Origin of the sequence: Pseudoalteromonas sp. S4492 (genome assembly GCF_005886115.1) — a bacterium.
GTDB classification, from domain to species: Bacteria; Pseudomonadota; Gammaproteobacteria; order Enterobacterales; family Alteromonadaceae; genus Pseudoalteromonas; species Pseudoalteromonas gelatinilytica.
This window is the reverse complement of record NZ_PNCP01000042.1, coordinates 49,702-75,522: the sequence shown is the minus strand read 5'-3', so window position 1 is coordinate 75,522 and position 25,821 is coordinate 49,702. Positions and strand designations below refer to the sequence as shown.

Genomic DNA, 25,821 nt, shown 5'->3' with positions numbered 1-25,821 from the left:
AAAAACCTGACAGGCTATTCCGGTGAATGATGGTGATGATGGATAGTTGTCAGATTGAAGCGCATAATTTTTCCTGTATTGCACTCGTTTGTGTAAACCAGTGCGTAAATCTGTTTAAATAAGTTACGTATATAGATAAACATGCTTTGCTAATCTTTGGCAAGCATTTTTTTGCGAAATTAAAGTATATGCTATAACTGCCGATAATAAATGGATAGATAGGAGGTACAAATGGATATCATGATCCCCTTTTTAGGTCGAATTACGCGCTTACAGTTGGAAAGTAAAGGTGCGTTTCATATTGCGGGCGTAAAAGATGCGAACGTGCAGCGAATTGAGCTTGAAAAGCGTCAAAAACGTGAAATAGAACGCCGTAAAAAAGCCGCAAAAAAAGAAGATAAAGGCAACAAAAGTGCCATAGAAGAAGATGAAGAGGGTAATAAACACCTAGATACATGGGCTTAATACTCAATATAAAATTTGTTTTTATGCAACTGTGCGGTTTTTTCTGCTAACGTTAAGAAACACTTGTGTTGTAACTTACAAGGCAATTCAATGGAACGACCCTCAGTGCAATTAAATGAGCAAGCTAGGCTTGAAGAGCTTCGCTCATTAGATGTTTTAGACTCTCAAAGTGAACCCGCCTTTGACCGAATCACTCGCCTTGCCCAGCAATTTTTCTCTGTACCAATTTGTGTTATCAGTTTAATTGACGAGCACAGACAGTGGTTTAAGTCATGTGTAGGGCTTGATGTAACAGAGACCGCAAGAGACATTTCATTTTGCGCCCATGCTATTTTATACAAAGACCCGCTTGTGGTTGAAAATGCTTTAAACGATAAGCGCTTTGCAGACAACCCACTGGTAATGGGTGACCCAAATATTCGCTTTTATGCGGGCTGCCCAATTACACTTAAATCAGGAAATAGAATTGGCACTTTGTGCCTTATCGATCATCAACCGCGCAGTTTTAACAAACAAGAAATTAAATCGTTAATAGACTTTGCTGCAATCGTAGAACGAGAGTTTGCAATCATGCAGTTAGCAACTACCGATGAGCTTACTTTATTGCCTAATCGTCGCGGTTTTATTAGCACAGCAGAGCATTATCTTGATTTGTGTATTCGCCAGCATTTAAAAGCAAAATTAGTGTTTATTGATTTAGATAATTTTAAAGCAATTAACGATAAATTTGGTCATGCAGCCGGGGATAGAGTACTGAGAGATTTTGCAGGATTACTAGAAAACTGTTGTCGCAAGGCTGATTTATATGCACGTTTGAGCGGTGATGAGTTTGTGATTTTATTTACAGATTTAAATACCAGCGAATGCGACACCATAATGCAACGCTTGTTGTTGTCATTCAGTGACTTACCTAATAGCTTTAATAACCAAGTTGAACTTGGCTTTTCTTATGGTATTGCCGATTTTTCTGATCAGCAACCTTGTTCACTGACGAAGTTACTCGCTGTTGCAGACGCGCGAATGTATGCCGATAAAGCACAAAAAAAGGCTCGATAATCGAGCCTTTAAAGTAAAAAGTACTGCTTAATTTTTCGCTTCTGCTGATTGAATACTACTTTGGATCAGCGGCGAAATTGTTAAACCTTGTACGATAATCGAGAAGATCACTACTACGTAGGTGACAATAACAATTAGGTTGTGAAGATCAGAGCCTGCAATCATTACTTGATCGCGTGGGATGGCAGCTGCCATTGCCAGCGCTAAACCACCCCGCAAGCCACCCCAAGTGAGTATTTTCACTGAGTGCTTATCGTATTGGCGATACTTTTTAAAGAATACAAATGGCGCACCTACACTTATGAATCGCGCTAGCAACACCACAGGTACCATCAGTAAACCTAAGCCAATTTCTTCAAGAGTAATAGGCATGGTGACGATGAGCATACCGATAATCAAAAACAGCAAGGCGTTTAAAAAACTATCGGTGGCATGCCAAAAGTCTTTCACGTAGCGAGTATCTTCAGGCCCCGTACGCTCTGTTGCTTTTGAACGAGTAATATTGCCAAGTAAAATACCACTGGTGACCATAGCAAGCGCACCTGAGATTTCCCAAATATTCGCTGCTGCAAAGCCGGCTGTTGGAATGGTCAAGGTTAGTAGCAAACGAATGTTCACATCGCGGCTATTAATAATTAAAAAATGCCCGACTAACGCAATCACGAGACCAAACACGATACCGCCAATTGCATCAACTAAGAACAATTCAGCAACGTCAGGAAAGGTGGCTTCGGTGCCATAAAAGGCCACTGAAAATATCGTTGTGAAAATCACCAAACCAATACCATCATTAAACAAAGACTCACCTTCAACTTGCACAGAAATACCTTCTGGGGCTCGCATTTGTTTAATAATGGCTAACACTGCAATCGGGTCGGTTGGGCTGATCAAAGCACCAAACAACAAGCAGTAAATAAACGGTACAGGCCAGCCTACAAAAGCAAACAAATAATAGCTTAAGTAACCAACAATGACCGTTGAGGTTATGGTTGAAAATAACACTAATGCGGTAATTTCCCACCGTTGTTTACGAAGGGCTGCTAAGTTGATTTCCAGCGCACCCGCGAACAGTAAAAACCCGAGCATGCCTTTTAATAGCAACTGATTAAAGTTGATACTTGAGACAATTTGAGTCATTTCGAGGGCCGTGCTATCACCGAGCATTTTAACCGCAAGTATAAGAAGTAAAGAAATAACAACAGAGCCTGTTGTTATAGCAATCGTGGTTTGCATTTTGAGGATATATTGGTTAGCAAAAGCAATAAAAATAGCTAATGCTGAAAGAAAACAAATGAGGTACCAAGCATTCATTGTTTGACCTTAAATATTTGTATAACAAGACGCAGAAAGCTGTCACTTTCTGGCCGCATATAGTACGCCTCTAATATAGGTATGTCACAGTGTTTATGCGATTTTTATGACATTTTAGAGTAAAAATTCAAGGGGCTGATTGCATATGTATAATCGCTGTTAATAATGTCTCAAAAGAGACAAAATAGACCTGATAAAAGCGCAATAGTGATAACCTCAGTTAGGTCAATCAGCCTGCTTAAATTGAGCTGATTCTTGGCTGGTATTAATTGCCCTAATTGGATAAGGGATCACAATTCCTTCTTCTGCGTAACGTTGATGTAATGCTTTGATAAACGCAGATTTCACCCAAAAGCGATTAAAATACTCTTTTACTCTTAACATGACTGTAAAGTTGATACTTGATTGATCAAAGGTATGAAAGACCACAAAGGTCTCGTAATCGTCGATGCCCCATTCATGGCTTTTTAAAATCTCTCTTGCTACATCCAAAGTCACTTGCTCAACTTTTTCAAGGTCTGAGCCATAATGAACACCCACCTCAACGGGAACGCTGAGCTCTTTTTCGGGATAAAAGTAGTTAATGATGCGTGATTTAGACAGCTGACTATTGGGGATCACTATCATGTTGTTCGGCAACATTTTTACCCAGGTTGAGCGCCAACCAATTTTTTCAACAAACCCTTGGTCACCACTTTCAAGTTCTATAAAGTCGCCGACCCGAATAGGTTTATCAATCACCAACTGAACGCCAGAAAAGAAGTTTTCGAGTGTCGGTTGCAAAGCCAAAGCGACGGCAAGAGAGGTAATGCCCAAAGAGGCAATAATCGGAGTGATTGATATGCCTAACGTACCTAATAACACCAATAAACCAACACATACAATTGCACAGCGGATCAAGCCTTTAATGATGCTATGACTATTCGAAACCACTACTGAGCGGGCACTGTAATAATCAACGGTGCCAAATAAGAAATGGTCTAAAAATAACACTAAGGCAAAAATACAAATGGCTTTAGCGGTGGCCGCAATAGGTAAGGGGTGTTCGGCCATAAAGCCGGTGGTGTTTAATAACTGACCAAAAACGATCACAAGCACCATCATTGTGCATAAGGTTAATGGTGTAGAGAGTGAGTCAACCAGTAACGAGTCGAACACAAAGTCAGTACGTTGTGTCCATTTTTTTAGGCAGTAGATGATTACAAACTTTAATAAAAACAAAGTTATGGCAGCTAAAATTGTGCCGCCAATAACGATTAACCAAGGCTCATTTAGCCACTCGCTTTGTATCAGTTCAGTAATCATGCTTAGTCCTTAAACCCTAGGTACTTAGCTTTGCTGCAAGTTATGTACCTAGGGAAAATATAAGGCTATGCGGGTTGTAAACTGGGTTTTTTACTGCTGAATAATAAGATTAACGGCGTGGCAGCTAAGGTGATCCACATCATTAATCTAAAGTCTTGCAGGTAGGCTAGTGTTGCTGCTTCTTGATTAACCATGGCGTTGAGTTGGCTAAGTCCTTTTGCAGAATCAGTATTGACCAGACCAGCATTCGCAGCCTGTTGTAAAGATTGATTAAATGGCGTTATAAACTCGCTGAAAAATGCATGATTGATCTGCATTCGCTGCGCTAAGTAAGTCATCACAATCGAAATACCAATACTACTGCCAATGTTACGCATCAGACTAAATAAAGCGGTCCCTTCATTGCGGTATTTTGGCTCTAATGTCGCAAAGCTAATAGTTGATAGAGGCACAAATAAAAAGCCTAATCCCATGCCTTGTATCACCCCAGTACTAATAATATCGAATGAACTACTATCACGGGTAAATAACGTCATTTGCCATAGCGAAAACACGGTTAAGCCAAGCCCGAGTAAAAGTTTGTAACGAATGTCGACTTTACCCGAAAGCTTACCTACGATGATCATCGCAACCATGGTGCCCATACCGCGTGGAGCAAGCAGTAGCCCAACATCGATTACTGGGTATCCCATGAGTGATTGCATAAATGGGGGGAGCAACGCCATCGTCGCAAGCAGTATAATACCGATGATAAAAATGAAGATAATACCAATGGTAAAATTACGGTCTTGAAAAATAGCGGGGTCTATAAACGGGTGTGATTTAGTAAAAATATGTGCAACAAACAAATAAAATGCACCTATTGCTAAAATGGCTTCAACGACGATTTCTGAACTCGCAAACCAATCTTCTGATTGGCCTCGGTCTAGCATCATTTGTAAAGCACCAATCGCGATAGCTAAAAAGGCAAAGCCCAGGTAATCAAAGCGCCTTGAATTATCAATCGCAGTTTCTTTAACAAAACTTGAGATACCTAACCACGCCAAAATACCAAACGGTAAATTGATATAAAACACCCAGCGCCAGTTATAGTACTCAGTCAACCAGCCACCTAATGAAGGGCCTAAAATTGGCCCGAGCATCACACCGACGCCCCACATTGCCATGGCTGAACCATGTTTTTCTACAGGGTAGGTGTCGAGTAACACTGATTGAGAAAGCGGGACTAAACTGGCGCCAAAAACGCCCTGTAATAATCGAAATAAAATTATTTGGTCAAGATTTTGCGCCGCACCGCAAAGCATCGAGGCCACGGTAAAACCAATAACCGACCAACTAAATACGCGTTTTCGGCCAAATTTAGCTGTTAAAATACCGGTTAAAGGCATGCATATTGCGGCTGCAACAATATAAGACGTTAAAACCCAAGAAATTTGGTCTTGGCTTGCCCCCATTGCACCTTGCATATGGGGCAAGGCGACGTTGGCAATAGTGGTATCGAGTGCTTGCATAATCGTTGCAAGCATTACTGAGATGGCAATCAGTCCTTTGTGGCCATCAGCGTTCTCGTTGCTATCTGCTGTGGTTGATTGCGTCATGGTAGGCCTACAGCGTAATACCGAAAAGGCTGCGTTTATGACCTGTTTCAATATGTGGAATTGCGCTTAAACCTGCTCTTAACTCAGGTAAATCAGCCGATTGCTCAATACTAATGCGAACAGGAACACGTTGCGCCACTTTTACCCAGTTACCAGTACCATTTTGTGCCGGTAAAATTGAAAACTCTGCGCTGGTGGCTGGACTTAAGCTATCTACAACCCCATGCCAATGCAGATCTGGGTAGGTATCAATTTCAATATCAACTGCTTGCCCTTGGCGAACATAAGTAAGCTCTTTCTCGGTTAAGTTAGCCTCTAGCCAAAGATGCTGACGAGACACTTGTGTCATCGCTGCATTACCGGTCGCAAGGTATTGGCCATGCTTAGGCGGCTCGCTAACAATCCCCGTCAATGGTGCATAAATGTTTGTTCGTTTAAGGTTTAACTTAGCTTGATCGAGTTGAGCAATCGCGGCTTTGTAATCTGGGTGTTGTTCAACGGGTGCATCGACTGAGCCACCTAATGATTGAGCGATACGCTCAAGATCCGCTTGTTGTGCTACGACACCTAAGCGGGCTAGATCACGGTTTTGATCTGCTTCATCGTATTCAGAGGCTGAAACATAATGTTTTGTCAGTAGGTCTTGTTGACGCTTTTGCTCTTTTTCGGTGAAATTTAAGTGGCTGTTAGCTAACGCTATAATCGCTTCTTTTTGATGGTAACTCGCTTTAAGCTCAGCAAGGGTTGTTTTTACTTGCGCAACTTTTGCTTCTGCTTGTGCAACAGCCATTTTATAAGGCGTTTGATCTAAACTAAATAACAGTTGGCCTTGTTCGACAACTTGGTTTTCTTTGACAAAAATTTGATCAACCACGCCCGAAACTTCTGGGCTTACACGCACTATATCAGCCTTTACATAGGCATTATCAGTTTCGACGGTTTGACCTCCAGCTAAATATAGATAGCCACCAATAACAGCCATTACTGCCGGTATTCCAACTAACAGAAAGGCACGTTTTAAGCCATTGCTTTTGCTCGACGCTTGCATAGTTACTCCTGCATTATTCTTTGTTTAGCAAAGTGTTACGGATAATTTGTAGGGCGTGTTTAAACTCGTCAGCTTGCTGTTGGCTCAAATCACCAAGAGCATGTTCGATGACCTTATTACCCGCTAGCTCAATTTCTTTTAGATGATCATCAGCGTGCTCGGTTAAATAAATAAGGTAGGCACGACGGTCACTCGGATCAGGACGACGCTCAACTAATTGTTGTTGCTCAAGTTGGTCTATTAGCCTTGCCAGAGTCATAGGTTGTACTTCGAGTTTATCGGCTAATTCAACTTGTCTAACACCTTGTTGTCGGGCGACGTACTTGAGTGCTTTTGCTTGTGCGAGGGTTATTGATGAGCCTTCTAATTGCTGGATAAAGTTTCGGCGCATTAATCGCGTAACATCCGCGAGTAAAAAACTGCAGTTGTAATTAGACATAGTAAACAAACCATATAGTAACGTTTGCTTATTATATGCTTGGCTTTGCTTTTTTCAATACTTAATGATGATCTATTTTGTTGTAGCTAAAAATAAAATAGGTACGAATGTATCCAATTTGTTAACGATCTGTAATTATATTTTTACATTTCAAGGTTCTTTAGTTAACAAAATAATCACAATTAAATATTTAACTTATTGTTTTTTAATAATATGCATGGTTTTTTGAATAATTTAAATGTAAATTTTTTGTTTCATTTTCAATTTCGCTCCATTCAATCTAGGCTGGTCACTAATCGGGAACATTGCAGTCCGGTTACTAGGAAAATATTAAATACATAACAATCTAACGGAGCGTAAACGTGAATTTATCTAAAATCACATTAGCAACTCTTGCTGCTTTTGCTTTGACTCAAGCAACAAGTGCAGTAGCTGCGAACAAGAAATACCTAAACGAACAAACAGGGATTAACCAAGCTTTGCAAACCAATGCATCATCAGTATTGAGTGCAAATCCAAATCAGTTAGTTGGTTTAGGTGCAGGGAATGATTTAGTTGTATTAAAAGAAATCAAAACCAGTAACGGCAACACCACGCGCCGTTATCAGCAGATGTATCAAGGTCTACCTGTTATCGGCGATACGGTTAGCCTTACATTTGATGGTAATGGCCAATTAAAGCGCGCACATGGTGCAGCGGTGTATGACATTGCCGCCGACATCGACTCAGTGTCTCCGGCACTGAACAAGAAAAAAGCAATGGCAAAAGGCCTTGCTAACTCACCAGCTGCAATTAAATCAGTTGGGTTAAAAAAGCATAATGAAAAAACACGTTTAGCTATTTGGCTGGATGAAGACAGTGTTGCACACCTCGTGTATGAAGTATCTTATGTGACGTATGGCGACAACCCATCTCGTCCATATCAAATTATTGATGCTAACAGCGGTGAAGTTTTATTTAGCTTCGATAACTTACAACATGCCAGTGCAACAGGCCCAGGTGGTAACTTAAAAACGGGTAAGTACATTTATGGTACTGATTTTGAGAGCCTAGATGTTGCTCAGTCGGGCAGCACTTGTACGATGAACAACGCCAATGTAAAAACCATTAACCTAAATGGTGGTACAAGTGGTTCGACAGCATATTCATTTACATGCCCAGAAAATACCTTTAAAGAAATTAACGGTGCGTACTCGCCTTTAAATGATGCGCATTATTTCGGTAACGTAATTTTTAATATGTATAACGATTGGGTTGGTACTGCGCCATTAACTTTCCAATTGCAAATGCGCGTTCATTACGGCAGTAATTACGAAAATGCGTTTTGGGATGGTAGTGCTATGACCTTTGGTGATGGTCAAAATACCTTCTACCCACTGGTTAGTCTTGATGTATCGGCGCATGAAGTAAGCCATGGTTTTACCGAGCAAAACTCAGGCCTCGTTTATTCTGGTAAATCAGGTGGTTTGAACGAAGCGTTTTCTGATATGGCAGGTGAAGCGGCTGAGTTTTATATGAAAGGCTCAAACGATTGGTTAGTGGGTCAGGAAATCTTCAAAGGTAACGGTGCACTTCGTTACATGAATAACCCAACCCAAGATGGCAGCTCGATTGACCATCAAAACAATTACTACTCTGGTATGGATGTGCACTACAGCTCAGGTGTATTCAACAAGGCATTTTATAACCTTGCAACCACACCAGGTTGGGATACGCAAAAGGCATTTGTTGTGATGGCGCGTGCTAACCAACTTTACTGGACAGCCAGCACAAACTGGGATTTAGCAGGTAATGGCGTGATGGATGCGGCGTGTGATTTAAGCTATGACCCAGCAGATGTTCAAGCGGCACTTGCGGCGGTGGGTGTGACTTCAAGCTTAAGTGCGGGTAGTAGCTGTGGCACGACTGAGCCACCTCCAAGCGGTGATGAAGAACTAACTAATGGCGTTGCGCGCACAGGGATCAGTGGTGCAGCGAAAGATCAAATGTTCTTTACTCTTGAAGTGCCAGCAGGTGCAACGAATTTACAATTCAATACAACTGGTGGAAGTGGTGATGCAGACCTTTACGTTATGTATGGCGCAAAACCAACACTGAGCAACTTTGATTGTAAAAGCACTTCATCTACTAGCACAGAAAGCTGCGCTATTAGTAATGTGCAAGCGGGTACTTACTATGTAATGGTAGAAGCGTGGAATCAAATTTCAGGTGTATCACTTACAGGTAGCTTTGATTCGGGCAGCGGTGGTGGTGTAACACCAATTAACCGCACTGAGTCTAACTTAAGTGTTGGTACAAATAGCTGGACTCGTTTCACGCAAGACCTCGATGCGGGTTACTCGTCACTGGATGTGACTATTTCTGGAGGCTCTGGTGATGCTGACTTGTATGTGAACTTTGGTTCGCAATCGACAACATCTAGCTATGACTGCCGTCCTTATAAAAACGGCAATAGCGAAACCTGTACATTTACAAACCCACAAGCGGGTACTTGGTATATCGACCTTCGCGGCTATCGCGCTGCAAGTGGTGTAACTCTCACCATTTCGGCTAACTAGCCACCCTTTTAGGGAGCTTCGGCTCCCTTTTTTATTTTATTAAAATACACATCATAAAAGGATTGATTATGACAACCCGTCTAACGCAGTGCCTCGTGGGTTTTGCCACGCTATCACTGAGCAAAGTAAGTTATGCAGCGCAAGACGAAACAATTTGGGTCACCATTGATGCCCTTGCTGCACAACATTTTCAACAAGATACAGTGAGTAAACGTAAACAAAGCAGTAATTTTGCGATGCAAAAATCGGCTTTGAATCAAGTTAATTTTATGCGCGTTAACAAGCAGGATATTGCTGGTTTAAGTGAGTTTATGCACGATAACTATCATCGCTGCGGTGGTTTTGTCGCCCATGAATCATTAGCAGATGCCGAGCTTTATACTCAGCAATTAAATGCGGTTTCGCAAGGTACAATGAATGCGAGCCTTGTTAATTACAGTATTGATAATGCCGCGACAGTTAATGCGCTACTATCATCGATTGATAGTAGTGAACTGAGTGATACGGTTAATAGCATGATGAACTTTCATAACCGATATTATGCAGTGCAAAGTGGTGTTGATGCAGCAGATTGGTTAAAGGGCCATTGGCAACAAATAGCCAGTAGCCGCAGTGATATAACTGTTGAGTATTTTAACCATAGCTTTTCTCAATCATCAGTTATTGTGACCATTCCTGGTGCAGAAAAAGCAGATGAAATCGTCATTATTGGTGGTCATTTAGACTCAATCAATCAGTCTAATCCAAGCAATGGTCGAGCTCCTGGTGCAGATGATAATGCCTCGGGTATTGCAGTGCTCACACAAACCCTAAAAGCAATAGTGGAAAATAACTACCAACCTCAGCGGACCATACAAATTATGGGTTTTGCCGCTGAAGAAGTAGGCCTTAGAGGCTCAAAAGATATTGCCCAAAGTTATAAAACACTGGGTAAGAATGTTGTAGGCATGGTGCAGTTTGATATGACTGGTAATAACGGCAGTAGCACAGATATTGTGATGATGACCGATTACACAAACTCGTCGCAAAATCAGTATTTATCGCAGTTGCTCGATGCTTACCAGCCCTCAGTGAGCTATGGCTTTGATCAATGTGGTTATGGCTGCTCAGATCATGCCTCTTGGTATCAACAAGGGTTTGCCGCCTCAATGCCATTTGAATCAACAATGAGTGACATTAACCCTTTGATCCACACATCAAATGATGCCCAATTTGATGCGGCTCACGCGAGTAAATTTGCAAAACTAGCAGTGAGTTATGTTGCTGAAATGGCAAAAAATGCCGGTGATGTAGTAACGGAGCCGACTAATCAGCTTGAAAATGGCGTAGCTAAAACGGGTTTGGCGGGCGCAGCAAAAGAGCAGCTATTCTTTACGCTTGAAGTACCTGCAATGAGCAGTAACCTTGAGTTTGTAACTGAGGGGGACTCCGGTGATGCCGATTTATACGTTAAATTTGGCAGTAAGCCGACCTTACAGGACTTTGATTGTAAAAGCACAACCTCTACAAGTAATGAAAGCTGTGTGATGTCGTCAGTTCAAACTGGCACGTATCATGTCATGGTTGAAGCGTGGAATGAGATTTCGAACGTGTCACTCACGGGAAGTTATAGCACCTCAGGTGGCGGCGACAACGTTGATCGAACTGAGACAAACGTGAGTGTGGCTACCGGAAGTTGGCAGCGCTTTACTCAACAAATACCAGCAGGCCTTGGTAATTTAACGGTGACGATTACTGGTGGTAGTGGCGATGCAGATTTGTATGTTAACTATGGCTCAGCGTCAACAAGTTCAAATTATCTATGTCGGCCTTACAAAAATGGTAACGAAGAAAGTTGTCAATTTGAGAACCCACAAAGTGGAACTTGGTACATAGATTTACAAGGTTACCGAGCTGCATCGGGCGTGACATTAACGATTCAAGGACAATGATTTAAATGCAATCATACTTTTAACCGTGAGGAAGCCTTGCTTCCTCATTTAGTCTTGCCCTTGGCAAGTCAGTTACGTAAAATCTGCCCATCACTTTTAATCTATTGGCGAAGTTTATCAAACAACTTTTCAGTGCCACTGGCCCCCTTGCACTTTCTCTTGATGGATATACTCCTCGGCAGCCACAAATTGACATGGCTGTTGCAGTTGACGATGCCTTAAAAAAACGTCACCAATTAGTGGTTGAGGCGGGCACAGGCACGGGTAAAACCTATGCTTACTTAGCGCCTGCGTTAAAATCAAAAGGCAAAACCATCATCTCTACGGGTTCAAAAGCACTACAAGAGCAGTTGTTTCACCGTGATTTACCCAATTTAGTCAAAGCACTGAGCGCCACTAAAAAAGTCGCCCTTTTAAAAGGCCGCGCAAATTATTTGTGTACGTATCGTTTAAGTCAGCATGTTGCGCATGTGCCAACTGATGATCCTGATGTAATGCATCAACTCGCGATGGTAGCAAAGTTTGCAAGTGAAACCCGTTCCGGCGATTTAGCAGATTGTATCGGCATAGAAGAAGACGCTAAGGTACTGCCTTATGTTAGCTCAACCGCAGATAACTGTTTGGGTAAAGAGTGCCCCGATTTTCAAGATTGCTATATTCGTAAAGCCCGCTTAAACGCCATGGAAGCTGATGTGGTGGTGATCAACCATCATTTATTCTTTGCCGATATGGCTGTAAAAGACACAGGCTTCGCTGAATTAATGCCTACGGCAGATGCCTATATTTTTGATGAGGCGCATCAGCTTAGTGAAATTGCCAGTGACTATTTTGGTGAAAGTGTTAGCACTAAAAAGCTGGTGGATTTAATTAATGACTTACGAGCAATATACCGTGCAGATATCCCGGATATGCTGCAATTAGGTAAAACCCTCAACAAGTTAGAAACCAGCGTGGCAGATTTACGCTTGCAGTTTGGGGTTGATGGTAGCCGTGGTGATTGGCGTGAAAAACTGGCCGATAAAGAGATTTGTGCAGCACTGCACCGGGTCATTAGCGACCTCGACTTTTTATACCAAGTTTTAAAGTTATGCTTAGACCGTAGCGAAAAAATAGAGCATCCGTTTGAGCGTACACTGGCCTTTAAAGGTCAGTTAGAGCGGGTATTTGATACCGCACAAACGGGCTATAGTTATTGGTACGAAACCACTCGCCGATACCTAACGGTAAACATTACACCACTTAATGTATCGGCTAAATTCGCACAAATGATGAAAGACACTGGGGCAGGTTTTGTGTTTACATCGGCCACTTTATCGGTCGATAACGACTTAGCGCACTTTAACGCTAGCCTTGGCTTAAAACCAACGCAAAGCATGATTGTTGAAAGTCCGTTTGATTATCAACAACAAGCACTACTTTGTTTGCCGCGCTACTTACCTGAGTCTCATGCGAATAATATGCCCCACGCAATTATCAAGCTGACCCTTGAGTTGATTAAATCAGCAAAAGGTCGCTGCTTTGTGCTGTTTACTAGTTATCGTATGATGCATTTAGTGGCTGAAGGTTTAACCACACAAATGGATTATCCGGTTTATATGCAAGGGCAAATGTCTAAACGCATTATCCTTGAGAAGTTTACCCGTCACGGTAATGCCGTTTTACTCGGCACAGCCTCATTTTGGGAAGGCGTAGATGTTAGAGGCAGCACATTAAGTTGTGTTATCATTGACAAATTGCCGTTTGCCGCACCAGATGACCCATTATTGCAAGCAAAAATGCAAGATTGCCAGCTGCAAGGTAAAGACCCATTTGCGCATATTCAATTACCTCAAGCGGTGATTGCACTAAAGCAAGGGGTAGGGCGACTTATTCGCGATAGTAAAGATAAAGGTGTGCTGGTTATTTGCGATAACCGCTTAGTAACACGCCATTACGGCCAAGTATTTTTAAAAAGTTTGCCGCCCATGCGCCGCACACGCGATTTAGCAATGGCAAACGCGTTTTTAGAACAGATCAATTAGAGTAACTTAGATGATTAAACACAATATTCTTGCCTTAGATGCATCAACTGAAGCGTTATCGCTGGTGCTACATTATCAAGGGCAAACATTTCATCATTTTGAAGAGTGCCCACAGCAGCACAGCCAAAAGATTTTGCCTTTAATTGATGAGTTACTCGCAAAGGCGCAATGTAAATTAACCGACTTAGATGTCATTGGTTTTGGTCAAGGGCCGGGTAGCTTCACGGGCGTGCGCATCAGTGTTGCAATTGCTCAAGGTTTAGCTTATGCCGCACGTTTACCTTTGGTTGGCGTATCAACATTGCAGATGATGGCGCAACAAGCATTTGAACAACACCAAGCAAGTGATGTGTTTTCTGCGATTGATGCGCGTATGGGTGAGATTTATTTCGCTCATTATAAAGCTGATGATAATGGCTTAATGCTACTTGTTGATGAAGAGCAAGTTATTAAACCTGAGTTGCTAACGTTACCCGAAACAGCGGCGACTGCGGTGGGTACTGGCTGGCAGACCTATCCTTCGCTTGTTTCAGAACTTGCAAATGTAAGTTTAAATGAAACTATTTTACTGCCTGATGCGAAATACATGCTGGCCTCGGTTGCAACGGCTTTTGCTAAAGGTGAAACAGTGACAGCAGCCAATGCACAGCCTAAATATGTTCGTGATACAGTGACTTGGAAAAAGCTACCAGGCCGAGAGTAACTGAGAGAATAACGGGACTTGCGTGCCCGTCAGTTATGGCACATAATTTAGTCATGTTTGATGTGGAATTACGAGTTTGACTTTACCTATTGGCTCAGGCTTTTATACCGGTGACATTCCCGGTCAATATAGCCGTAAAAATACCGTTGCTGATAAGCCTAAAGCGATATCAGACCAAGCGGCTGAGCAAAAATCGTCAACCGAATATGTTAAATCAAGCCCTCAAGCTGTTGCTATTGCTGATGAGTTTAAAGCTGAGTCGCAAAGCTATCAGCAAACAATTTATGACAAACCAAGCAACCCAAAAACCAGTCGCGCTATTTCAACCTATACGGAATTTGCTAACTTAGAGCGTCGCGCCGAAGTGCAAAGCCTTATTGGCGTTGATGTATATGCTTAGCTAATTGCTAATACTGAATTCACAAAAAAGCCTAAACAAAATGTTTAGGCTTTTTTTATGATTGGATTGGATTACTAAGGTATATAAATTACTGCTTAATAAAATCAATCAGCTTGTCGGCAATCGCGGTATTGTTTTGCGAACCGTAGAAATCTTCTGCACGTTTACCATAGGCAAACACTTGCACATCAATAGCGGTGTGGCCGCCAGTAGTCCAACCCGTGAAGCTGGCATGATTGATGATATCTTTTACAGCAAGTAGCAGTGCTTTCTCGCCCATTTTCTTAGCTTCGCTTAGCTTAATGCTGTTAGCATCAGTGAATTCGATATCAGAATACTTTTGCCATACTGCTTTTAAGTCATCGCTTTCAAGTAGATCTTTTGTGATAGTGCCAGCTGTTGCTTTAACACCTTTAATTACGTCAGTTTCCCACTTATATTGACCATGAGCACCAAGTGTTAAGCCACCTGTTGAGTGGTCGGCAGTGATAACAAGCAGAGTATCAGGGTTTTTATCAACATACGCTTTTGCTTGTTCAATCGATTTAGCAAAGTCGTCCATTTCGCCCATAGCACATGCGATGTCGTTTGCATGACCACACCAGTCAATTTGGCTGCCTTCGATCATCACAAAGAAACCTTTGTCGTTTTGACCATCAAGTAAATCAAGCGCTTTAGTTGTCATTTGCGTAAGGCGCGTTGGATTTTCGTCAAGCGCAAACGGTAAACCTACTTCAGCGAATAAACCAAGTGCTGGAACCTGTTTTAAGTCACTCATTGCTGCAAAGTCATCGCTGTACTGATAACCTGCTGCTTTAAACTCTTCCACTAGGTTACGGTCTTCACGAACGTAATATTTCGTGCCGCCACCTAACATTAAATCAACCGGTAATTTACCCGCGATTTTGTTATCGATATAGTCGTTAGCAATCTCGTCGTAGTTACGGCGTGATTCGTTATGTGAAGCAAAGCTTGCTGGTGTAGCGTGGTTAATTTGCGAAGTAGCTACGAGTGCTGTTGTCATACCGCGCTCTTTGGCAACTTCAAGCATGGTTTTTACTGGTTTTTTATCAGTATCAACAGCAATTGCACCATTATAACTTTTATGACCACTGCTCAGTGCTGTTGCACCAGCAGCGCTGTCTGTTACATAGGTATGATCGTCTGGGTAGGTATGAGCCATACCACGTAAAATCGAATCGAAAACAGTTGGGTCAACAACTTTAGTATTTGGATCATCTTTAAAGTAACGATATGCAGTTGTGTACGCTGGGCCCATACCATCACCAATCATATAAATGATGTTTTTTGGTGCTGATTCAGCCATTACTGAGCCTGCTGAGCATAATAATGCTAAAAGACTTAATTTTAATTTCATTGATGTAACCTTATTATTGTGCCCTTATTTATACTGCGAGGATTATTGTATACTAGCCAGACGATAAATAAACGCCTTTAAGTTGAAACGCTTAATAAATAGGAGCAATTGTGCAACCTTTTTCTTTTCAAACTGGCACTCAGGCAATGCATGGCCTAACCTTTGGTCATGGCGAAGAGGTTGTGATTGCCTTACATGGTTGGCTTGATAACGCACATAGTTACATACCTATGTTACAAAATGCGCAGCTAAATCAGCGTTGGTATTGTCTTGATTTTCCTGGCCATGGTTTATCTGATTGGCGAAGTAGTGACGCCCATTATTACTTTATTGACTACATTGATGACGTCTATAAGTTTATTGAGTCGCTTGATGTAACGAAAGTGCATTTAGTTGGTCATTCTATGGGCGCCATGGTGGCTGGCGTTTTTGCTAGTTGCTTCCCTGAAAAGGTCGCATCGGTAAACTTTATTGAGGGGATCGGCTGCGCTACAACTAACAGCAATGAAGTGAGCAGCCAACTTCGAAAAGCAATATTAAATAGAGCGCGGGTAAACAGCAAAGGCCCTCGCGCATTTGACTCAATAGCGCACATTATTAGTGCAAGGCTTGCAAGTGGTGACCTTGAATACCCACAAGCAGAGCTTTTAATGACACGAAATAGTTACGAAAAAGCAGGGAAGTGGTATTTAACAACCGATCCAAAGCTTAAAAATCACTCAGGATTTCGCTTTGATGAGGCGCAATGTATTGCAACCATCAAACAAATTAACGCACCATGTCAGCTTCTCTTAGGAGATAAGGGTTACCCTTTTGTTAGGGATAACCTAGAGGCATATGGTAAATATTACAAGGAGTTAAAAATTCATGAGATACCTGGAGGTCACCATTGCCATATGCAAAGTCCTGCATTAACCTTAGAGCACATTCATGCATTTATTGGGCAGTATAAAGCAAGTTAATTGTATAATTGCACCAAATGTGGGATTATCTGCACCATTAGAGTATTTACTCCATTGAGAAACGGCCTTAGTTAGATTAAGGTTATTAAAAAAATATAATTATAAACAGGAGCTAAGAGTGGAAAAAATCTGGCTTAAACGCTACCCAGAAGGTATGCCTGAAACAATCGACCCTGAGCATTATCACTCGCTACTCGACTTGTTTGAAAAAAGTTTTGCTGACTATAGTGACCTTCCAGCCTTTACCAACATGGGTAAAGTGTTGACCTATAGTGAGTTAGACAGTGCTACAAAACGTGTTGCGTCGTACATTCAAAATGATCTTGGTCTGAAAAAAGGCGACAAAGTAGCGGTTATGATGCCGAATCTACTGCAAACGCCTGTGACTATTTTAGGTGTTCTTCGTGCAGGCTGTGTAGTGGTAAACGTAAACCCACTTTACACCGTGCGTGAATTAGAGCATCAGTTAAATGACTCAGAGTCATCAGCAATTTTCATTCTTGCTAACTTTGCCGATACCCTAGAAAAAGCATTACCAAAAACCAACGTTAAGCACATTGTGGTTACCCAAGTGGGTGACATGGTGGGCGGCCTTAAAAAGCACATCGTTAACTTTGTGGTTAAGCACGTTAAGAAAATGGTGCCTAGCTACACATTGCCAAATGCAATCAAATTTGCAGATACGCTTGCTGGTAACGAAGCAAGCTATAAAAAGCCAGCAGTTGATTTAAATGACTTAGCATTCTTGCAATACACAGGTGGTACAACGGGTGTATCTAAAGGTGCAATGCTTTCTCATGGCAACATGGTTGGTAACCTTGAACAAGTATCAGGTTGTTTAGACAAAGTATTAGAGCGCGGAAAAGAAGTGGTTATTACGGCACTGCCGCTTTACCACATCTTTGCTCTGACTGCGAACTGCCTAACATTTATGAAATACGGTGGTTTAAACGTACTTATTACGAACCCTCGTGATATGCCTGGCTTTGTAAAAGAGTTAGCACAACACAAGTTTACCGCGGTAACGGGTGTAAATACGCTATTCAATGGTTTACTAAATACCCCAGGTTTTGCTGAGCTTGATTTCTCAACATTAAAAATGTCACTTGGCGGTGGCATGGCGGTACAACGCCCAGTTGCTGAAAAATGGCAAGCTGTAACGAAAACCAAATTAATGGAAGGTTATGGCTTAACTGAGTGTGCACCACTTGTTACGGTCAGCCCTTACGACCTTGAAGGTTATAACGGTTCAATTGGTTTACCAGCACCTAGCACTGATATTAAGCTTATGCTTGAAAATGGTGAAGAGGCAGCAAAAGGTGAGCCAGGCGAGCTTTGGGTTAAAGGCCCACAAGTTATGCAAGGTTATTACAACCGCCCAGATGCAACAGCCGAATGCTTAAAAGACGGTTGGTTTGCAACGGGTGATATTGCAACTTACGATGATGAAGGTTTCTTCTATATTGTTGATCGTAAGAAAGACATGATTATTGTATCTGGCTTCAACGTGTTCCCAAATGAGATCGAAGAAGTTGTAGCTATGCACGAAGGCGTGCTTGAAGTGGCAGCTATTGGTATCCCTCATGAGGTCAGTGGCGAACAAGTTAAAGTTTTTGTCGTGAAAAAAGATCAATCTTTAACTGAAAAAGATATAATAAAACACTGTCGTGATAATTTAACGAACTATAAGGTGCCTAAACTCGTTGAGTTTAGAGATGAACTACCAAAAACAAACGTTGGTAAGATTCTAAGAAGAGCCTTAAAGGACGAAAAGAAATAATTAAAGCCGGCATTAGCCGGCTTTTTTATGGTATAGAAAGGGGTATAAGTGCAATATCAACTGATCGAAACACAAAATCAATTAAATGATTTTGTAGAAAAAATTACAGGTAAACCGGTACTGGCAATTGATACCGAGTTTATGCGTCGTCGTACGCTTTACCCTGAAGTTGCACTTATTCAAGTATATGATGGTGAGCATTTAGCGTTAATTGACCCTCTGGCTGAGTTGTCGCTTTTTGATTTTTGGCAAGTACTCAAAAACCCAGAAGTGTTAAAAGTATTGCATTCACCGTCAGAAGATATTGAAGTGTTTCAAAAATACGCTGGCTTTGTACCAACACCACTGTTTGATACTCAATTTGCACTGCAAATATTAGGTCATGGTAACTGCATGGGCTTTGCGCACATGGTTAAAGAGTTGCTTGATATCGAAATTGATAAAAGCGAATCACGCACTAATTGGCTACAGCGCCCACTAACAGAAAAGCAACTAGATTACGCCGCTGCCGATACGTATCATTTACTGCCTTGTTTTGAAATTATTAAAAAACAAATTGATGAAGCTGGCTTTTTTGACATCGTGATCAGCGAAAGCGAGTTAGTTGCGCAAAAACGTGCTTACCAAACACCTGCAGAGCAGCTTTACAAAGACATTAAAAATGCTTGGCAATTACGACCGCACGACTTAGCTGTATTACGCGAGCTTGCTGCATGGCGCCGTGAAAAGGCAGAGCGCAAAAACCTCGCTCTTAACTTTGTAGTAAAAGAGCACAACATGGTTGAAATTGCTAAGCGTAAGCCTGCAAGTTTAAATGCGTTACGCAGAGTGCCGGGTGTTGAGCCAATGGAGGTGAACCGTTCGGGCGTTGAAATTTTAAAATGTATTGAGCGTGGTAAAGCTGTTCCTGTCAGCGAACAACCTGCACAATTAAAACGTTTAATTGATTTTCCGGCTTACAAAAAAGCCGCTAAAGATATTAAACAAAAAATTACTAAAGCTGCAAAAGAGCAGGGCATTCCTGAAGATGTATTGGCCTCTAAAAAACAGATTAACCAGCTTATCAGCTGGAATTGGAAGCTCGATGCTGATGAGCGTAAAGCTGCATCAAAGCCAGATCTGTTTAACTCATGGCGCTATGAGTATGTGAAAGACGTACTTAAAGAGTGGCAAAATTAAGTAATTACCTCAAAGGGCTTTTTATGCGTTGACTTGCATTAAAAGCCCTGAAACTTACTGCGTTTACGCGTAACCTCTAACCAATGCAGTAAGTTATTATCATATCGTTTTAATCGTTGTTTTTGTTTCGACGTTAAATAATAAAATGGCGCGAATATAAAGTAGCCATGACCAATGATTACCACACAATTAAAGCCATATTTAGAAAATTGTTTAATTTTTTTAGTTTTGTTCGGTTCAATATGAACATTCCCAAACACTGAACTGTAAAAAATTCCATGACGACATATAGTCAGCTCATTTTTACTGCTCAATACCAACAAAATAATTATTAACGATGTAAGCATAAAAGCTAGCAAAAATAGCTCATAAAGCGGGTGCTTTTGGGATGTCGCTTTTAGAATAGACAATGTTAAAACAGCTAAAGTCACGAGGATCGCAAGTGTGCTTTTCTCTGAACTCTTCCTTAAATTCAATACGTTCATTCTCAGTCCTTGAGAGGCTTTTTTAATATAGTACTTCGCTACTTAGATAATACAATCTGCCGAACAAATGAAAGTAAACGCTGTTTTTAATGTTTTATTATTATTTTTTGTAGTGTTATTTATTTAGCTTGTTGAAATTAAATGAGATATTAAACGATGAAAGATATAAGAATATATGTAAAAGAGGGTGGTGTAATAACTCAAGGTATATATCTTCATTAAGGATACTGAGTCATTGAGAACGCCAGAATTATTCTTTTCGTATATTTACATGGAAATGCACGATGCGAATATATTATAGTGTTTAACTTTACATTAAAGTCTTAAAAAACTTTGTAATAGCAATGCCTTAAGTAATTTTTTAAAACTATATAAAGATCAGGAGGGGACCACATAACAAACCGCTGTAGACCTAGTAGAAACTTGCTTGTTAATATAGCCCATTCCTTTTTGCCTCTATGCGAGATGGGGGTACATCGAAGGATATTCCCGCAAATTATTTTGACATTGGTATTCTTAAAATATAAACGGATATTATGAATGGAAATTTAGGAGCGCTTTTGTGAAAGGGACTGCATTCATTCTTCTCATCGTTGTTGTTTTTGGTGTTCTTAAACTCATTGCTCCGAAGATTGTGCCGTTTTTGCCGGAGTGGGCAAATGGACTTATTTTTCTCATTGTTTTTTTAGTTTTATGTTTTCAATTTGGGCGATTTATCTTTAAACACCGAAGAAAGGACGATTAGCTGTTTGTTTTAAAGCGTATAACAAACAATTTAAGCCGTCGTTCAGTCGTTTCCACAGTGTGTTTTTGGCATCAAAGGATTAAGATATGGAAAACTATGTACTAGCTGGTTTGGGGTTACTGGTACTGTTCAATATATTGATTAGTTTAGTAATTTATAAAAGAAATGATTTTGAAACTTTTCAAAAAGTAGCACAAATAGTACTGGTTTGGTTACTCCCTGTCATAGGTGGAGCGGGAATCTTGATATTCTATAAAAGTATAGATAAACCAATCAGGAAACCAGAAAGCTTTGCAAAACGTTCTGAAGGCAATAGCTCCTGGCAAGATGAACCCTAATAAAGAGCTATGAGTAAAGGACTATTTAAATTAAATCCAAGCCATGAGCTCACGTGTTTAAAGCGAGCTCATTCCTAAAAAACCTTATAACCCAAGTAAGATCTTATCTAAGTTTTGTTTTGATTTAGCAACGCTTTGTAGTGGGGTTAGTCCGCTTGGGTATTCTTCTTGCTCAAGCACTAACCACTTGGTGTTGCCGTGCGACTCTAAAGTATCGATGATGGCAGGCCAATCAATGTTGTTTTCGCCGATAATCGGGCTCATATTGCTACCCTCAATCGTACGTACTTTAATGTGCGTAGCAAGTGTGCGGTTAGGGTACTTTTTAATAAAGTAGATTGGATCTTTAGCAGCGTAATTGACCCAGCCAATATCTAACTGCAATGGCATAGTCTTGGGGGTATTAGTGGCAATGTAATCCCAAAACGTTGCATTATTAAAAGCATTAAACTCTTTATTATGATTGTGAAAACCGATCTTCATATTAAAGCGGGTCGCATAATCACTGACTTTAGTAAGCTCTTTAACCAGAGATTTAACTCCCTCAGGATGCCATGCTCTTTCATCCCAAGGTACATAAAGTGTTGTAACGTCAAGGGTCTTGTAAAACAGCAGAGTGCTATCAATTGTCTTTTCACTCAGTGCATCAAAGCCTATATGGGCACTACTGGCAACTAAGCCTAATTCACTGAGCTTTGCTTTTAAGGCTGCTGGATTATTTGAATATGGGCCAAAGTCTCCGGCAAACTCCACGCCGTCAAACCCCATTTCGGCAAGAGACTTAAGCGTACCATGAAAGTCATTTTTTAAGGTGTCTTTGACTGACCATAGCTGCACACTCACTGGCAGTTTTGCGAATAATTGACCACTAAATACAAGGCTAATAATGAGCAATAAAATGCGGGTTTTAAACATTCTTCAATCCTAAAAAAAGCAGGGGGCTGACCCCCTGCACTGTGTTACAAATAACACAAGGGGGAAAGTTAATCGATATAGGCGTACTCGCTTAAACCAAGCTCAGCTAAAACCTGATCTAAATGGGCTTTTGCTTCATCAGAAGGCCCAGGGTAATCACCTGCAATAGGCACATTGCCAAGGTAACCAATGTCTTTACAGCCTTCAGGCGTACAAAAAAATGCTGCCAGCACTAATTCTTTAAAGCGTAAAAAGGCTTTACCAATGCGCTGAAATTGAGCAGGTGTTTGCTCGTTTAAAAACGCAATATCGTCTAAAATCGCGCGATGTTGCTTTTCGTTAAGTGCAACAAATTGCTTTTTAAAACGAAGCTGTGCCTCATCGTTAAGCCACGCTAATGAATTTAAAATTTTAATTCTATCGCGTTGTTGGCCTTCATACGGTGCGCTCACCCATTCATTAATAACAGCCGGTACTTGTAGCTCACTGGCTGAAGGAATAGCGCCTTCGCGCGGTACAATGTAATCAGATAAAAGCGCTACTAACGTGAGTTCGTCTGCTGTTAAGGTCAGTGGCCAAGGTGATTCTGGTGGCATCACCAAATTAGGATCTTGACCATAGCCTTTAGCGGTTACAGGCTTGATATCTAAATCAGGCCAATGCTCTTTTGCAGAGACTGCAACGTCATCTTCCAGTGCGTTTGTGCAGCCAGCAGTTAAACCAATCGCCGAGCCCGCAGCTAATAGACCAAGCCATTTTAAAGACTCACGGCGGCTCATGTTTGAAACATAGTTATATGAGTCGTGTTCGTTACGATGATGCATAATTAAAGTACCCCGTTATCAATTTGTTGAGCAAGCCAAGTTGAATTACGCATTGCCAGTGTCATGATGGTGAGCGTACAGTTTTTATGAGGGTTAGAAGCAAATACACCGGCATCCATTACAAATAGGTTATTACAATCCCATGTTTGACCCCATTGATTGGTGACAGAGTCTTTCTTTGAGCTGCCCATTCGTGTGGTGCCCACTTCGTGAATGATTTCGCCACCTTTTGAAATTGCTTTTTCAGCAGGTGGGAGTTCGCCAACGGTCGCACCCATGTTTTCTAGAATTTGCTTCGCAGTTTTTAAACCATGTTCGATTTGCTTTAATTCTCTGTCAGACCACTTAAAGTGGAACTTTGATACCGGAATACCCCATTTGTCTTTAACGTTTTCGTCAATTTCCATGTAGGTATCTTTGTTCGGTAACATCTCACCACGCAGAGCAAAACCAACGTAAGAGCCATATGCATCACGAATTTGCTGTTTAAGGGCAGGGCCATAGCCTTGTTTATCACCCGATACACCCGAGCCTGGTTGTCTAAAGCCACCGCCAATTTCAAAGTGATAACCACGTGGGAAATCTAATTCATTGTTAGCTTGTGCTTGATGACCCCACCAAGGAATAAATAAGTGATTAGCGGTATGTCCATCTTCGTTATAACGTGGGCGACCTTTAAGTGCCGGAATTTGCGCACCTAACCATGCACCCGTCGAATCCATCAAGTTTCGACCTACTTGGCCACTTGAGTTAGCAAGGCCTTTAGGGTGCTTTTTATTCTTTGAGTTTAATAAAATACGTGCTGATTCACAGGCGCTGGCGGCTAAGATAACCACATCGGCATCAATAGCATGTTCGGTTATTGTGTGTTTATCAACATAGGTGACGCCAGTGACTTTACCTTGCTCATCAACTTTGACTGATTTAACCATGGCATCGGTAATAACTTTTAAGTTGCCGGTGGCTTTTGCCATAGGTAATAGCGATGTAGTAGTTTGAAAAGCAGCACCAATTGAACAACCAGAGCCACAAGGCGTTGCATAAAAACAGGCCATGCGATCATCTTTAGGGCGGGTTAATACCGCACGGTGCATAGGCACTGCTTGAATGCCCATTTTCTTTGCAGAAGCGGCAATTAAAAGCTCAGGAACACGCGGCTTTGGTGGTGGCTGTAAAATACCCGGTGACGAATCAGGCATATCTTCATGGCCAGTATTGGTGCCACATACACCCACAAGTTCTTCGGTTTTATCGTACCAAGGTGCTAAGTCAGCGTATTCAAATGGCCAGTCGGCACCGTGACCATCTCGGCTTTTGCCTTTAAAATCGTGTTCACTAAAGCGTAATGAATAGCGGCCCCAGTGGTTAGTTCGACCACCTAACATACGTGCGCGCCACCAATAGAAGTCGCTTCCTTTGGCGCTGGTATAAGGCTCATCAGGTACTTGCCAGCCGCCATCAACGGTTGCGTCGTAAAAGCCAAAGTTTTTGTCTTTGTTACCTGCACCCATAAGTGGGGCTTCGTTGTTACGACGAAACATCGGGCTTTCTGTTTTCGGGTCATAATTACGGCCCGCTTCAAGTAATAACACTTTGTGACCAAGCTTGGTTAACGTGTATGCGGCCATTGCACCGCCAGCACCAGAGCCAACAACTAATACCTTATGTTTAAAATCAGACATCTTATAGCTCCTTGATTTTTATATTTTTAAACCACACTTTGTCACCATGGTCTTGAAGCCCGATATGACCTTGTTCAGCCGTTGCAAAGTTTTTCCAGGTTGCAAACTTACTGCCTTTTACAAGGGTGTTCCATGTTGTACTGCCAATTACAATGCTGGTGGTGCTAATACCGTTTTGCCAAACTTGTAAGTGGTTGTCTTGCATTTTAATGCGTACATGGTTCCAGCTATTTGCTGGTTTGTGCGCCGCAACTGGCGCAGCAAATAAATCGTAAATTGACCCTGCTAAGTGCGAGTCAATTTCGGTATCTGGGTGTTCTTCGTTATCGATAATTTGAATTTCAGGTGCATGAGAGTAAATCATCTGTCCGGTTTCATCAGCTAATACAAAAATACCGCTATTGCCTTTAGTAGAGATTTTCCAGTCAATCTGTAATTCAAAGTTTTGGTACTGCTTTTTAGTAAGCAGATCACCGCCACCTTTGGTTAATGTCATAGCGCCATCTTCAACGACCCATGCAGGATTTAAAGATTCGCTTTTAAAATTACGCCACTGCGACATATCTTTGCCGTCAAACAACAACTGCCAGCCAGCTTGCTTTTCTTGTTGTGTTAGCTGATTGTCAGCCGCATTAGCGAGTGCACAGCTACTAACGGTGAGCATTAAAGTCAGTGCTTTAAGAGATTTAAACATAGTG

At 41.5% G+C, this 25,821-nt stretch carries 21 protein-coding genes; 11 read left to right on the top strand and 10 right to left on the bottom strand.

Features of this window, described 5'->3' with window-relative positions; translation table 11 throughout:
- The first annotated feature begins 231 nt into the window (after window positions 1-231).
- The gene (locus tag CWC28_RS14195) at window positions 232-465 is read left to right on the top strand and encodes a hypothetical protein (protein ID WP_054563880.1); all 234 of its coding nucleotides are present in this window, start codon (window positions 232-234) and stop codon (window positions 463-465) included.
- Between the two features lie 90 nt (window positions 466-555).
- A complete protein-coding gene (locus CWC28_RS14190; RefSeq protein ID WP_138625301.1) occupies window positions 556-1,521 on the top strand; it encodes a sensor domain-containing diguanylate cyclase in 966 nt (321 codons plus the stop codon).
- A 27-nt stretch (window positions 1,522-1,548) separates the two neighbouring features.
- Here the strand turns inward: CWC28_RS14190 and CWC28_RS14185 are convergent, their stop codons facing one another.
- The 5 genes from CWC28_RS14185 to CWC28_RS14165 form a co-directional block, all read right to left on the bottom strand.
- Window positions 1,549-2,832: a cation:proton antiporter gene (locus tag CWC28_RS14185; RefSeq protein ID WP_138625299.1), complete on the bottom strand. Its 1,284-nt coding sequence runs from the start codon at window positions 2,830-2,832 to the stop codon at window positions 1,549-1,551.
- 225 nt (window positions 2,833-3,057) lie between these two features.
- Window positions 3,058-4,137 carry a mechanosensitive ion channel family protein gene (locus CWC28_RS14180; RefSeq protein ID WP_171038311.1) on the bottom strand — a complete coding sequence of 360 codons (1,080 nt, stop codon included), beginning with the start codon at window positions 4,135-4,137 and terminating at the stop codon, window positions 3,058-3,060.
- 65 nt (window positions 4,138-4,202) lie between these two features.
- Window positions 4,203-5,735: a DHA2 family efflux MFS transporter permease subunit gene (locus CWC28_RS14175; RefSeq protein ID WP_063707471.1), complete on the bottom strand. Its 1,533-nt coding sequence runs from the start codon at window positions 5,733-5,735 to the stop codon at window positions 4,203-4,205.
- Window positions 5,736-5,742: 7 nt separating this feature from the next.
- Window positions 5,743-6,783 carry an HlyD family secretion protein gene (locus tag CWC28_RS14170; protein ID WP_105173506.1) on the bottom strand — a complete coding sequence of 347 codons (1,041 nt, stop codon included), beginning with the start codon at window positions 6,781-6,783 and terminating at the stop codon, window positions 5,743-5,745.
- A gap of 13 nt (window positions 6,784-6,796) precedes the next feature.
- A complete protein-coding gene (locus CWC28_RS14165; RefSeq protein WP_063707468.1) occupies window positions 6,797-7,222 on the bottom strand; it encodes a MarR family winged helix-turn-helix transcriptional regulator in 426 nt (141 codons plus the stop codon).
- A 362-nt stretch (window positions 7,223-7,584) separates the two neighbouring features.
- Here CWC28_RS14165 and CWC28_RS14160 point away from each other — a divergent pair, with 362 nt between their 5' ends.
- The 5 genes from CWC28_RS14160 to CWC28_RS14140 all read left to right on the top strand — a co-directional run bounded on the left by CWC28_RS14160 (window position 7,585) and on the right by CWC28_RS14140 (window position 14,835).
- Complete coding sequence (locus CWC28_RS14160; protein ID WP_138625297.1) at window positions 7,585-9,780, top strand: M4 family metallopeptidase; 2,196 nt, start codon at window positions 7,585-7,587, stop codon at window positions 9,778-9,780.
- Window positions 9,781-9,848: 68 nt separating this feature from the next.
- Window positions 9,849-11,711 carry a M28 family metallopeptidase gene (locus tag CWC28_RS14155; RefSeq protein WP_138625295.1) on the top strand — a complete coding sequence of 621 codons (1,863 nt, stop codon included), beginning with the start codon at window positions 9,849-9,851 and terminating at the stop codon, window positions 11,709-11,711.
- A 104-nt stretch (window positions 11,712-11,815) separates the two neighbouring features.
- Window positions 11,816-13,732, top strand: coding sequence for a DNA repair helicase YoaA (gene yoaA, locus CWC28_RS14150; RefSeq protein WP_063707466.1), 1,917 nt, complete (start codon window positions 11,816-11,818; stop codon window positions 13,730-13,732).
- A gap of 10 nt (window positions 13,733-13,742) precedes the next feature.
- On the top strand, window positions 13,743-14,435 hold the full coding sequence (gene tsaB / locus CWC28_RS14145) for a tRNA (adenosine(37)-N6)-threonylcarbamoyltransferase complex dimerization subunit type 1 TsaB (RefSeq protein ID WP_138625293.1): 693 nt from the start codon (window positions 13,743-13,745) through the stop codon (window positions 14,433-14,435).
- 76 nt (window positions 14,436-14,511) lie between these two features.
- On the top strand, window positions 14,512-14,835 hold the full coding sequence (locus CWC28_RS14140; RefSeq protein ID WP_138625292.1) for a hypothetical protein: 324 nt from the start codon (window positions 14,512-14,514) through the stop codon (window positions 14,833-14,835).
- A gap of 88 nt (window positions 14,836-14,923) precedes the next feature.
- Here the strand turns inward: CWC28_RS14140 and CWC28_RS14135 are convergent, their stop codons facing one another.
- Window positions 14,924-16,213, bottom strand: coding sequence for an alkaline phosphatase (locus CWC28_RS14135; RefSeq protein ID WP_138625291.1), 1,290 nt, complete (start codon window positions 16,211-16,213; stop codon window positions 14,924-14,926).
- A 110-nt stretch (window positions 16,214-16,323) separates the two neighbouring features.
- Between CWC28_RS14135 and CWC28_RS14130 the strand changes: the two genes are divergently transcribed.
- From CWC28_RS14130 to CWC28_RS14115, 4 genes are all read left to right on the top strand, one after another.
- The gene (locus CWC28_RS14130; RefSeq protein ID WP_063707459.1) at window positions 16,324-17,175 is read left to right on the top strand and encodes an alpha/beta fold hydrolase; all 852 of its coding nucleotides are present in this window, start codon (window positions 16,324-16,326) and stop codon (window positions 17,173-17,175) included.
- A gap of 118 nt (window positions 17,176-17,293) precedes the next feature.
- Window positions 17,294-18,955 (top strand): long-chain-fatty-acid--CoA ligase FadD, encoded by a 1,662-nt coding sequence (gene fadD / locus CWC28_RS14125; protein ID WP_063707457.1) that lies wholly within the window; start codon window positions 17,294-17,296, stop codon window positions 18,953-18,955.
- 48 nt (window positions 18,956-19,003) lie between these two features.
- Window positions 19,004-20,134 (top strand): ribonuclease D, encoded by a 1,131-nt coding sequence (rnd, locus tag CWC28_RS14120; protein ID WP_063707455.1) that lies wholly within the window; start codon window positions 19,004-19,006, stop codon window positions 20,132-20,134.
- Window positions 20,135-21,450: 1,316 nt separating this feature from the next.
- Window positions 21,451-21,702, top strand: a complete 252-nt coding sequence (locus tag CWC28_RS14115; protein ID WP_063707448.1) for a hypothetical protein — start codon at window positions 21,451-21,453, stop codon at window positions 21,700-21,702.
- Window positions 21,703-21,786: 84 nt separating this feature from the next.
- On the opposite strand, the gene CWC28_RS14110 is transcribed toward CWC28_RS14115, so the two are convergent.
- The 4 genes from CWC28_RS14110 to CWC28_RS14095 form a co-directional block, all read right to left on the bottom strand.
- Complete coding sequence (locus CWC28_RS14110) at window positions 21,787-22,617, bottom strand: sugar phosphate isomerase/epimerase family protein (protein ID WP_138625290.1); 831 nt, start codon at window positions 22,615-22,617, stop codon at window positions 21,787-21,789.
- 68 nt (window positions 22,618-22,685) lie between these two features.
- Window positions 22,686-23,441 carry a gluconate 2-dehydrogenase subunit 3 family protein gene (locus CWC28_RS14105; protein ID WP_105181872.1) on the bottom strand — a complete coding sequence of 252 codons (756 nt, stop codon included), beginning with the start codon at window positions 23,439-23,441 and terminating at the stop codon, window positions 22,686-22,688.
- A 2-nt stretch (window positions 23,442-23,443) separates the two neighbouring features.
- Window positions 23,444-25,123, bottom strand: coding sequence for a GMC family oxidoreductase (locus CWC28_RS14100; protein WP_062565634.1), 1,680 nt, complete (start codon window positions 25,121-25,123; stop codon window positions 23,444-23,446).
- Window position 25,124: 1 nt separating this feature from the next.
- A complete protein-coding gene (locus CWC28_RS14095; RefSeq protein WP_054552038.1) occupies window positions 25,125-25,817 on the bottom strand; it encodes a 3-keto-disaccharide hydrolase in 693 nt (230 codons plus the stop codon).
- Between the last annotated feature and the right edge of the window lie 4 nt (window positions 25,818-25,821).